The 10826-nt window shown below is 64.7% G+C and carries 9 protein-coding genes and 1 pseudogene; 5 read left to right on the top strand and 5 right to left on the bottom strand.

All coding sequences use genetic code 11. From position 1 onward, the window contains the following. Positions 1-106: 106 nt before the first annotated feature. From AX729_RS23760 to AX729_RS23750, 3 genes are all read right to left on the bottom strand, one after another. Positions 107-358 carry a GCG_CRPN prefix-to-repeats domain-containing protein gene (locus AX729_RS23760; protein ID WP_061026718.1) on the bottom strand — a complete coding sequence of 84 codons (252 nt, stop codon included), beginning with the start codon at positions 356-358 and terminating at the stop codon, positions 107-109. Between the two features lie 187 nt (positions 359-545). After that, positions 546-1553, bottom strand: a complete 1008-nt coding sequence (locus tag AX729_RS23755; RefSeq protein WP_061026717.1) for an alpha/beta fold hydrolase — start codon at positions 1551-1553, stop codon at positions 546-548. 139 nt (positions 1554-1692) lie between these two features. Then, entirely contained in the window at positions 1693-2391 is a 699-nt protein-coding gene (locus tag AX729_RS23750) for an ArsR/SmtB family transcription factor (protein WP_061026716.1), read from the bottom strand. Between the two features lie 145 nt (positions 2392-2536). Between AX729_RS23750 and AX729_RS23745 the strand changes: the two genes are divergently transcribed. From AX729_RS23745 to AX729_RS23735, 3 genes and pseudogenes are all read left to right on the top strand, one after another. Further along, complete coding sequence (locus AX729_RS23745; RefSeq protein WP_061026715.1) at positions 2537-2845, top strand: NIPSNAP family protein; 309 nt, start codon at positions 2537-2539, stop codon at positions 2843-2845. A 24-nt stretch (positions 2846-2869) separates the two neighbouring features. After that, positions 2870-3220: an antibiotic biosynthesis monooxygenase family protein gene (locus AX729_RS23740; RefSeq protein ID WP_061026714.1), complete on the top strand. Its 351-nt coding sequence runs from the start codon at positions 2870-2872 to the stop codon at positions 3218-3220. Between the two features lie 51 nt (positions 3221-3271). Next, a pseudogene (locus tag AX729_RS23735) lies at positions 3272-4031 on the top strand (isocitrate lyase/PEP mutase family protein). Positions 4032-4099: 68 nt separating this feature from the next. On the opposite strand, the gene AX729_RS23730 reads toward AX729_RS23735, so the two are convergent. Then, positions 4100-4525, bottom strand: a complete 426-nt coding sequence (locus AX729_RS23730; RefSeq protein ID WP_061026713.1) for a hypothetical protein — start codon at positions 4523-4525, stop codon at positions 4100-4102. Positions 4526-4691: 166 nt separating this feature from the next. Here AX729_RS23730 and AX729_RS23725 point away from each other — a divergent pair, with 166 nt between their 5' ends. Next, positions 4692-5336, top strand: a complete 645-nt coding sequence (locus tag AX729_RS23725) for a trimeric intracellular cation channel family protein (protein ID WP_061026712.1) — start codon at positions 4692-4694, stop codon at positions 5334-5336. A gap of 55 nt (positions 5337-5391) precedes the next feature. On the opposite strand, the gene AX729_RS23720 is transcribed toward AX729_RS23725, so the two are convergent. Then, positions 5392-6609, bottom strand: a complete 1218-nt coding sequence (locus AX729_RS23720) for a c-type cytochrome (RefSeq protein ID WP_061026719.1) — start codon at positions 6607-6609, stop codon at positions 5392-5394. Between the two features lie 294 nt (positions 6610-6903). Here AX729_RS23720 and AX729_RS23715 point away from each other — a divergent pair, with 294 nt between their 5' ends. After that, positions 6904-10395 (top strand): indolepyruvate ferredoxin oxidoreductase family protein, encoded by a 3492-nt coding sequence (locus AX729_RS23715; RefSeq protein ID WP_061026711.1) that lies wholly within the window; start codon positions 6904-6906, stop codon positions 10393-10395. Positions 10396-10826: the final 431 nt, after the last annotated feature.

Genomic DNA, 10826 nt, shown 5'->3' with positions numbered 1-10826 from the left:
GGAGGCGCTTCGGTCCGGCGGCGGACGAACTCGTCGGCAGCAATCCGAAAAAAAAGGCCGCGCTGGCTTCCGCCGCGCGGCCACTCTGGAACGCAAATGGACAGGATCAGAACGGGCGGCAGCGGCCAGCGTACCAGCGGAAGCCGTAGGGGCACACACGCGCGCGAGGCACAACGACGACCGGCGCCGGGGCGACCACCACCGGAGCGGGACGAACGACGACCGGGCCGCGCATCGGACGGCAGCCGCCATAGGGGCCGCGATACCAACCCGGGCCGCAACCGCCGGCGGCGCTGGCCACCTCGCTGAAACCGACGACCGCACTGGCGAGCATGACGGCGGCAAACAGGTACTTCATTTGGTCTTCCTTCTGTCCTTAGGCAGGCTAGGGGAATGGCGCTTGCGGCGCACAATGAATCAAGAGACACGATTCGACACGTTAAATCTGGGGCGTGTCGACACTTCGCGATCCAAACCTGCCAATCATGACCTGAATGCGGCATGAACGGTTCGCGCATGCTGCCTCAGACGACACGCAAGTGTCGCTAGCGGCCGAGAAAATTAAGCACCAGCTCCTTGTACTTCTCGGGCGCCTCCAGGAAGACGAGATGCCCGGTGTTCGGGATCACTTCGGCCCTCGCATTGGGCATTTTCGCCGCCAGGGCCTTCGCCAGTTCGGCGTTCTGCCCCATCTTGGCCCGCAGCGCCTCGGGCGCGAGTGGCCGGCCCGGCGCGTTGTGGTCGTCGGCCCCCATGATGAACAGCGTGGGCAGCGCGATGAGCGGAATCTCGTGCGCCACCGGCTCTCGGTAGATCATCTGGCCCGAGCTGACGAAGGCGCGCAGCCAGCGCGGATAGTCGGGGCTGCCCTTGATGTTGAAGCGGGCATCGATGAACGGCGTGATCGCATCGGCCGGAAGCTTGATCGCGTAATTGGTCTGGAGCTGTTTCCGGTAGCCCTCCGCCGTGAGCTTGTCCTCGCTCTCGATCATCTTCTCGGTCGGCGTCGGCGGCACGAAGAGGCGGTAATCCTCCAGTCCGATCGGCGCGGTCAGCACCAGATGCGCGACGCGGTCGGGATAGGCGCGCGCGATGCGCACGCCCAGCATGCCGCCGAGCGAATGGGCGACGATCTCGGCCTTGTCGATTTTGAGATGATCGAGCAGCGCGATGGTGTTGCGCGCCAGCGTGTCGAAATGCAGTTCGCCCTGCGGCTTGGAGGATTTGCCGAATCCGATCTGGTCCGGCACCACGACGCGAAAGCCGGCCTCGCCGAGCATCTTGATCACGGGGGCCCAATAGCTCGACGGGAAATTGCGTCCGTGCAGCAGCACCACGGTGCGGCCATTCGGTTGCGCGGGCGCCACGTCCATATAGGCCATGCTGAGCTGCTCGCCGTCGTTGACGAGTGGCAGGAAGTGCACGGGGTAGGGGTAGGCAAAGCCTTCCAGCGCGCTGCCATAGGGCTCACGTGATGCGGTGTCGGCGGCGTGGGCTGCGAGCGGGATGCTCAAGAGGGCGGCAGCGAGTGCAGCCGATAGGATGCGGATCATGGGGGTCTCCGTCATGCCCGGGCCTGTCCCGGGCATCCACGTGCCAGCCGCAATAGAGACGTGAATGGCCGGGTCAAGCCCGGCCATGACGGCGGTGGGAGTTCACACGCGATTGTGTGATCTCACGAACACGGCGTGATCAGTCCTTCCCGTCGCCGAACAGCGCGGCGAACTGCTTCTCGCCGGTACGGGTGAAATTCACCACGCGGCTGCCGGGCGTGGCATCGCGCGCGGCCCATTTCAGCTCGGCGAAGCGCTGCATCAACGCCGCGCCCAGCGTGCCGGCGAGATGGTGCCGCCGCTCGCTCCAGTCGAGACAGGCCTTGCACACCGGGCGGCGCGGATGGGCGAGCATGTCGGACGAGATCTGCAGATGCTTGGCCAGAAAGCGCTCGCCCTCGGCCGTGAGCTCGATGTCCTGCTTCTTCTGCCTGATCAACTGCCGGGTGCGCATGGTGTCGAGCATCTGCACGCCGAGATCGCCGGCGAGATGGTCGTAGCAGATCCGCGCGCGCCGCAGCGCAGGGTCCTTCGGTCCGGTGCGCACGCGCATGTGGCCAGTGCGCGCAGCAAGGCCCGCGAGCCCCTCGAGCACGAAGGCGACGTCGTCGTCGGTGAGCCGATAATAACGGTGGCGGCCCTGCTTCTCCAGCGCGACCATGCCGCCGGCCTCGAGCTTCGAAAGATGCGAGCTCGCGGTCTGCGGCGTGATGCCTGCCTCCTGCGCCAGCTCGCTCGCAGTGAGCGCCCGGCCGTTCATCAGCGCCGTGAGCATGTTGGCGCGTGCGGGGTCGCCGACCAGGGAGGCGACCATGGCGATGTCGGGGCCTGATTTCATGCTTCGATGGTAGCCGAAGTATCGCGGGCGGGCAAGCGCGTAACGTGTATCTGCAAACACGTCATTGCGAGCGCAGCGAAGCAATCCAGTGCTTCAGCGGCGACGGCGTCGCTTTGCGTTCTCGATGAGAAAATCAGGATCCATCATGCCCGTCACCGTCTTCATCCGCTACCAGCTCGATCCGTTCAAGCGAGCGCAATTCGAGGAATATTCGAAGCGCTGGCTCACCATCATCCCGAGATGTGGCGGCGAGTTGGTCGGTTACTTCATGCCCCACGAGGGCACCAACAACATCGCGTTCGCCTTGATTTCGTTCGAAAGCCTTGCAGCGTACGAGTCCTATCGCAAACGGCTACGCGCCGATCTCGACGGCACGGCGAACTTCAACTTTGCGGAGGCCGAGAAATTCATCCTCGCGGAAGAGCGCACGTTCCTCCGCAAGGTGGTAGTGTAGGGCAACCAACAGCAGGAGACGCCCATGATCGCCGTGATCTTCGAGGTCTGGCCAAAGCCGGAACACCGCCAGGATTATTTCGATCTCGCCGCCGACCTCAAGCCGCTGCTGCAAACCATCGACGGCTTCATCTCGGTCGAGCGCTTCGAGAGCCTGACCGAGAAGGGCAAGATTCTGTCCGTGTCGTTCTGGCGGGATGAGGCAGCCGTGCAGGCCTGGCGCAACACGATGGAGCATCGCCGTACCCAGGCAAAAGGCCGCGCGAAGATCTTCGCGGATTATCATCTGCGCATCGCCAGCGTCATCCGCGACTACAGCATGACCGACCGCGAGGAGGCCCCGAAAGACAGCCGCGCGGTGCACGACGCCCACTAGCGCGCATATGATTGCGCGCCTATCTCTGCGCGGCCAACAAGGGAGCGAAACATGCATGTGACAACTGCTGACAAGCGCACGACATTCAGGAAGATGCACGAGAGCGGCTGTTTGTTTCAAGGCGATCGCGTCGTCGAGTGCGGGATTTGCCTGGACCATCGGCAAGGCCGACAACCATGTCAGCGTCGAGGACGTCTGTCAGCATCTGGCAGCATTGAGCTCGGCCGTCGACATTCCCGTGAATGCAGATTTCGAGGGCGGGTTTGCCGTCGAGCCTGACAGGGTCGCGGACAATGTCGAACGCTGCGTGCGCACCGGCGTCGCGGGCCTCTCGATCGAGGATTCCACCGGCGACAAGGACAAGCCGCTCTACGACAGCGCCCTCGCAGTCGAGCGCATCAAGGCCTCACGCAAGGCGATCGGCGACAGCGGCACGCTGCTCGTCGGCCGCTGCGAGGCTTATCTGTGGGGCATCACCGACCTCAAGCTCGTCATCGACCGACTGACCGCTTATGCCGATGCCGGCGCCGACTGTCTCTACGCGCCGGGCCTGAAGAGCCGCGAGGACATCGCCGCGGTCGTGAAGGCGGTGCACCCCAAGCCGTTCAACCTGCTGATCGGCGGCTCCGGTCTGTCCCTTCAGGAAGCCCGTGATCTCGGCGTGCGCCGGATCAGCGTGGGCGGTTCGCTCGCCCGCGCCGCCTGGGGCGGCTTCATGCGCGCCGCGAAGGAGATGGCGGAGAAGGGAACGTTCACCGAGCTCGCCAGCGGCTATCCCGGCGGCGAGCTCAACAAGATCTTCAGTCAATAGCAAACGGTCGACGCAAACGAAGAGCGGCGGGACATCGTCCCGCCGCTCTCACATCTCGTTGCGAACTGTTACTTCGTACCGCCAGACGGCGTCTGCGCATCCGGCGCCGGCTTTGCAGCGGGCGTATCCGTGGAAGGGGCCGGCCTGCTCGGCGCCGCACCCGTGGTCACGCCCGGCTCGGTGTTGTTACGCGGTGTCACGTCGCGCACCGCGGGAGGCGCGGCCGGATTGGTAGACGGGGCCTGCTGAGCAGTTTGCGTTGCCGGCGCATTGCTGGCCTGGTTCGTCATGCTTGTGTTGTTCAGGCCATAGAACACGGCGCCCAGCACCAGGGCGACCGCCACTGCAAACAGCGCAACCTTGCCGCTGGAGGCAGGGGCTTCGCCAAGCTCGGGATCGGCCTGCAGGTCGGCATCCCGGCGCGCCGCGCGAGCATACTCATCGTCGGCGAGGTTCGGGCGGTACGGATCGTTGGGAAAACGTTCGTCAGCCATCGATTGATCTCCTCGGGTTATGACGGCGAGACAACCCTCAGATGTGAGATTCTGTTCCGCGCCACCTAATGCTTTCGCCGCATGTTGCTCTCGTGTCGGGAATCGGGAACCTATTCGCTCGGGAACTGGACGCGGGTTCCATGGCCGCGACGAGGGAACGAAGCCCATGTGGAGTCTGCCGCCGACCGATAACGTGCTGCACTTTCTGGCCCTCGTCGCCTTGACGGCAGAGGGCATGACGGCAGCACTGGCCGCGGGGCGGCGCAGCATGGATTATGTCGGCGTTTGTCTTCTCGCCTGCATCACCGCGCTTGGCGGCGGTACGCTGCGCGATCTGTTTCTCGGTCACTATCCGCTGGTGTGGGTGGCGAACCCGATCTACCTGGCACTGCCGGGCGGGGCGGCGCTGCTTACGATCCTGATCGCGCGCCTCATGCACCGGCTGCACCTCGCCTTCATCGTGCTCGATGCCATCGGTCTCGTCGTCTTCACCATGATCGGCTGCAATGTCGGCTGGCAGATGGATGCCTCGCTGCCGATCGTGATCGTCTCGGGCATGGTGACGGGCTGCGCGGGCGGCGTGTTGCGCGATGTGCTCTGCAACGATGTGCCGCTGCTGTTTCGATCCGAGCTCTATGCCAGCGTCTCGGTCGTCACGGGCTTGTTCTACGCCACGGCGTTTGGCTTCAATCTCAATGCCGAGCTCTGGACGATTTTGACCTTCGTGCTCGGCCTCAGCTTCCGCCTGCTCGCGGTGCACTACAGATGGGAGATGCCGAAATTCGTGTTCACCGGGGATGAGGAGCGCTGAGCGCTGGCGCGCGCGAATGGCGAATAGCGAATAGTTCTAGGCCATTCGCCACTCACTATTTCCCATTCGCCTCTCGCTTTCTCGCCTTCGCCACTTGGGCGGGCGTTACCAGCAGGCCCGCATTGCCCCAGGAATTGCGGATGTAATTCGTCACCGCCGCGATCTCCTGGTCGGACAGTTGCGAGGCATAGCCCGGCATTTCGCCGGTGTTGGGCGCGCGCGGCGTGGTCACGGTGTACGCGCCGTCGAGGATGATGCGCAAAGTGGAGGACGGATTGATCGATTGCAGCAGCGCGTTGCCGGGAAGCGGCGGATAGATGCGCGGCGCGCCGGACCCGTCGGCCTCATGGCAGGCGACGCAGAGCTTTGCGTAGACCGCTTGGCCGGCCTTCATCTCGGCATCGTCCGGCGGCGTCACGATCGTCTCGCGCCGCGCCGGGGGCAGGCTCTTCAAGTAAACGGCGATCGCGCGCACATCGGCATCGCTCATTTTCGAGGTCGAGTTGACGACGACCTCCGCCATCGGTCCGGCGGCATGGCTTCTGGCGTTGCGCCCGCTTTGCAGATACTCCGCGATGTCTTCCGCGCTCCACGATTTCAGCCCGGTGCGGACGGCGCCGTCGAGCCTTGGGGCGTACCAGCCGCCGATCTCGTTTCCGGATAGCGCCTGCGCGTCCCTGTCGGCGCCCAAATAGTTCTTGGGCGTGTGGCAGGCGCCGCAATGACCGAGCCCGGTGACGAGATAGCCGCCTCTGTTCCAGGCCGCGCTCTTGCTCTGGTCCGGCTCGAACAGGCCGGGCTTGAAATACATGGCGTTCCACAGCCGCATCAGGCCGCGATAGCCGAAGGGCCAACGCAGCTCCGGTGGCTTGTTGCGGCTCGCCACGGGTGCCAGCGTTCCGAGATAGGCGCGGATTGCCAGCACGTCGTCCTTGGTCATCCGCGTGAAGTAGGGATAGGGGAAGGCCGGGTAATAGTTCGAGCCGTCGGGCGCGATGCCGGTGCGCACCGCGCGCACGAAATCGGCGTCCGTCCAGGCGCCGATGCCGGTGTCGCGGTCCGGCGTCAGGTTCGGCGCATAGATCGCGCCGAAGGGCGTGTCGATGCGCTTTCCGCCTGCGAATGGCTTCGCCGGATCGGCGGTGTGGCAGCCCGCGCAGTTGCCGGCCTCGACGAGTGCCTTGCCATAGGCGATCAGCTCCGGCGATGGCCCGGCGAGGGCCGTGCTCGCAACCGCACTGCACAACGCGATCACAGTCAGAATCGTCCGCATCGAAGGCGTCTCCTGCGACCAATCGCCGTCAGCGGCCCCCTTGGGGGCGGCCATTCATTTCGCGACGGCGGGGGTATGGTGACACAAATTGAAAATGCCCGGCGTGTTTGAGGCCACGAAGTTGCGATTTTTACCCGGCGCGCCCTTTGGCCCAGATTTGTGGTGCGGATCATGAAATATCCGACATAGAGTGGCGGCGACGGTCGGCGCGCCCTAGCTAAAAACAACGGGCAGGCAACGGCTTAAGCGACTCTTTCGATAACAACGGCCTGAGCAGGGCGAAACGAGGACAGCATGGGCATCAACCAGGGTCCGATCAGTCTCGATCAAAAATACACCCAGCAGACCGGACACGTCTTCACGACGGGCATCCAGGCGCTGGTCCGCCTGCCCATGGCCCAGATCCGGCGCGACCGCGCCAACGGCCTCAACACCGCGGGCTTCATCTCCGGCTATCGCGGCTCGCCGCTCGGCGGCTACGACCAGCAGCTTTTTGCTGCCCGCAAGCATCTCGAGCAATACAACATCAAGTTCCAGCCCGGCGTGAACGAGGACCTGGCGGCCACCGCCGTCTGGGGCTCGCAGCAGCTCAACCTCTCGCCCGGGGCCAAATATGATGGCGTGGTCGGCATCTGGTACGGCAAGGGGCCCGGCGTCGACCGTTGCGGCGACGTCTTCCGCCACGGCAATGCGGCGGGCTCGGCCAAGAACGGCGGCGTGCTCTGCCTTGCCGGCGACGACCACGGCGCAAAATCCTCGACCGTCCCGCATCAGTCCGACCATGCCTTCATCTCGGCCTTGATGCCCTATCTCTATCCCTCGAGCATCCACGAGATGATCGAGATGGGCCTGCTCGGCATCGCGATGTCGCGCTATTCCGGCTGCTGGGTCGGCATGAAGGTGATCACCGAGACGGTCGAGACCACCGCCGAGATCGACCTCACCGACGAGATGAAGCCCTTCATCATTCCCACCGATTTTGAGCTGCCGCCCGGCGGCCTCAACCTGCGCTGGCCCGACGACCGCTTCGAGCAGGATCGCCGCCTGCAGGACTACAAGGGCTTTGCCGCGATCGCCTTTGCGCGCGCCAACAAGGTCAACCGCGTCACCATGGATTCGCCGAACGCCCGCTTCGGCATCATGGCGTCGGGCAAGAGCTATGAGGACGTGCGGCAGGCGCTGCGCGAGCTCGGGATCACCGAGGAGGTCGCCGCCAAGATCGGCCTTCGCCTCTACAAGATCGGCATGCCCTGGCCGCTGGAGCCGGAAGGCGTGCGGCAGTTCGCGGTCGGGCTCGAAGAGATATTCATCGTCGAGGAGCGCCGCGAGATCGTCGAGAACCAGGTCAAGCAGGAGCTGTTCAACTGGCGCGACGACGTCCGCCCGCGCATCGTCGGCAAGATGGACGAGCACGACAAGCGTTTCCTGACCTTCTCCGCCGAGCTCAGCGTCGCCTCGCTTGCGACCTCGCTGACCGAGCGGCTTCTCAAGCTCGATCTTAACCCCGAGATCAAGGAGATGCTCCGCGCCAAGGCCGACTGGTTCAATGGCCGTCAGGCGACCCAGATGCAGGCGGTCGCGCCCGTTTCCCGCACCCCGTATTTCTGCTCCGGCTGTCCCCACAACACTTCGACGAAAGTCCCCGAAGGCAGCCGCGCGCTGGCCGGCATCGGCTGCCATTTCATGGCGCTGTGGATGGACCGCTCGACCGAGACCTTTACCCATATGGGCGGCGAGGGCGTGCCGTGGGTCGGCATCGCGCCCTTCACCAACGAGAACCACATCTTCGCCAATCTCGGCGACGGCACCTATTTCCACTCCGGCCTGCTCGCCATCCGCCAGGCGGTCGCGTCCAAGACCAACATCACCTACAAGATCCTCTACAACGACGCCGTCGCCATGACCGGCGGCCAGCGCCATGACGGCGATCTCTCGCCGCAGCAGATCACCTTCCAGCTCCACGCCGAAGGCATCCGCGAGATCTATCTGGTTTCCGAGACGCCCGACGCCTATCCCGCCGACAGCATCGCACCGGGCGTGAAGCTCTATCATCGCGACGAGCTCGACAGCGTCATGAAGATGGGCCGCGAATACAAAGGCACGTCGGCGATCGTTTTCGTCCAGACCTGCGCCGCCGAGAAGCGCCGCCGCCGCAAGCGCGGCCTGATGGAGGATCCGGCGCGCCGCGTCATGATCAACCCGGCGGTCTGCGAAGGCTGCGGCGACTGCTCGGTGCAGTCGAACTGCATCTCGGTCGAGCCGCTGGAGACCGAGTTCGGCCGCAAGCGCGCCATCAACCAGTCGTCCTGCAACAAGGACTATTCCTGCGTGAAGGGCTTCTGTCCGTCCTTCGTCACCGTCGACGGCGGCAAGCCGCGTCACCGCGCGCCGGCAGAGCTCGCCGATATCGGGGCGCTACCCGAGCCGGCCTCGCGCCCGACGCTCGACAAGCCCTACAACATCGCGGTCGGCGGTGTTGGCGGCACCGGCGTTCTCACCATCGGCGCGCTGCTCGGCATGGCCGCCCATATCGAGGGCAAGGCCTCGATGATCCTCGACATGTCGGGCTTGGCACAAAAGGGCGGCGCGGTGCTCAGCCACGTCCGCCTGTCCGATCACCCGGCCGAGGTGACCTGCTCGCGCATCGTCACCGGCACGGCCGATCTCGTGCTCGCCGCCGACGAGGTGGTCGCGGTCGCCAAGGACACGATCTCGCTCTGCGACACCAGCCGCACCCGCGGCATCATCAACAGCCACGTCATTCCCACCGCCGATTTCGTCCTCAACCGCGACTTCAACTTCCAGACGCGCAAGCTGAATGGGCTATTGGAGACGGCTCTGCACAAGGACTCCGTCTTCTTCGACTTCACCAGGCCGGCCGAGCAACTGCTCGGCGATGCCATCGCCACCAACATGATGATGATGGGCTATGCCTATCAGAAGGGGCTGTTCCCGCTGTCGGCGGAAGCCATCGAGCAGGCGATCGAGATCAACGGCGTCTCGATCAAGATGAACAAGGAAGCCTTCCGCCTCGGCCGGCTCGCGGTGGCGGATCCCAGGCGTCTCGCCGACATGCTGAAGGGCACCGACGAGGTCGTCGCGCCCAAGACCCTGGACGCAATGACGCTCGACGAAGTGATCGAGCATCGCGTCAAGCACCTGACCGCCTATCAGAACGGCCGGCTGGCGCGGCGTTATCGCAAGCTGGTCGACCAGGTTCGCGATGCTGCCAAGCAGGGCGGCTATGGCGATGCGCTGCCGCGGGCGGTCGCGGTCAACTACGCCAAGCTCCTCGCCTACAAGGACGAATACGAAGTTGCGCGCCTCTACACCAACGGCGCCTTCGAGCAGCAGCTCCGCGACCAGTTCGAGGGCGACTTCAAGTTCAACTTCAACCTGGCGCCGCCGATCCTCAGCCGAGGCGTCGATGCGCTGGGACGCCCCAAGAAGCGCGCCTTCGGCCCGTGGATGCTGAGCGTGTTCCGTGTGCTCGCGAAATTCAAGTTCCTGCGCGGCACGCCGTTCGACATTTTCGGCCGCAGTGCCGACCGCAAGCTCGAGCGCGACCTGATCGCCGGCTACGAGAAGGACGTCGCCACCGTGCTCGGCCTGCTGTCGCCCGTCACGATCGACACCGCGGTGGAGTTGCTGTCACTGCCCGACCGCATCCGCGGCTACGGCCCCGTGAAGGAGAAGGCGGTGCACGACGCCAAGGCCCGCTACGCCCAGCTCGCCGCGGATCTGGCAAACCCGCCTCCGGCGCCACGGCAGATCGCGGCGGAATAACCCCTGTAGCCCGGGTGAGCGAAGCGACACCCGGGACAGTGCTTGCGGAATCCCGGATGTCGCTTCGCTCATCCGGGCTACACCCGATCGTACCATCCTTTGCGTTGCCCTCCGGGCGAACACCCATCCCTTAGGTCAATTCGTAGCCGCAGAAATATTCCACTTTACCGAAATTCGGAATTGTCGTATTCACCCGTCACCTCATCCCGATCAGAGGGGCGTATCGCGATCGTCACGAAACGCGGGGTGAGTGGCGGTGGACGCGGGCTGCGTCGCACGAGCAATCGTCTCGTGCGCACGACGGGCGCGGTCTCGCGTACGGCAAAATCGTGTGGTCCTGACGTCCGGGGTCTGTACGTCAAGTCTTGCGAACGCTCGCAAGGCGACGGGGGCAATAGTGCATCGCTCCCCGGGGAGAGCGCGACATAAGC

Origin of the sequence: Bradyrhizobium sp. CCH5-F6 (assembly GCF_001556045.1) — a bacterium.
GTDB lineage: Bacteria > Pseudomonadota > Alphaproteobacteria > Rhizobiales > Xanthobacteraceae > Bradyrhizobium.
Note: the sequence above shows the minus strand (reverse complement) of the source record. Positions and strands in the feature narration are given on the sequence as shown.

Excerpts from the sequence above, each read along its gene's own strand:
- AX729_RS23725 (WP_061026712.1), top strand. The coding sequence starts at position 4,692 with ATGTGGAGTCTGCCGCCGACCGATAACGTGCTGCACTTTCTGGCCCTC.
- AX729_RS23730 (WP_061026713.1), bottom strand. The coding sequence starts at position 4,525 with ATGGCTGACGAACGTTTTCCCAACGATCCGTACCGCCCGAACCTCGCC.
- AX729_RS23720 (WP_061026719.1), bottom strand. The coding sequence starts at position 6,609 with ATGCGGACGATTCTGACTGTGATCGCGTTGTGCAGTGCGGTTGCGAGC.
- AX729_RS23760 (WP_061026718.1), bottom strand. The coding sequence starts at position 358 with ATGAAGTACCTGTTTGCCGCCGTCATGCTCGCCAGTGCGGTCGTCGGT.
- AX729_RS23750 (WP_061026716.1), bottom strand. The coding sequence starts at position 2,391 with ATGAAATCAGGCCCCGACATCGCCATGGTCGCCTCCCTGGTCGGCGAC.
- AX729_RS23755 (WP_061026717.1), bottom strand. The coding sequence starts at position 1,553 with ATGATCCGCATCCTATCGGCTGCACTCGCTGCCGCCCTCTTGAGCATC.
- AX729_RS23740 (WP_061026714.1), top strand. The coding sequence starts at position 2,870 with ATGATCGCCGTGATCTTCGAGGTCTGGCCAAAGCCGGAACACCGCCAG.
- AX729_RS23745 (WP_061026715.1), top strand. The coding sequence starts at position 2,537 with ATGCCCGTCACCGTCTTCATCCGCTACCAGCTCGATCCGTTCAAGCGA.
- AX729_RS23715 (WP_061026711.1), top strand. The coding sequence starts at position 6,904 with ATGGGCATCAACCAGGGTCCGATCAGTCTCGATCAAAAATACACCCAG.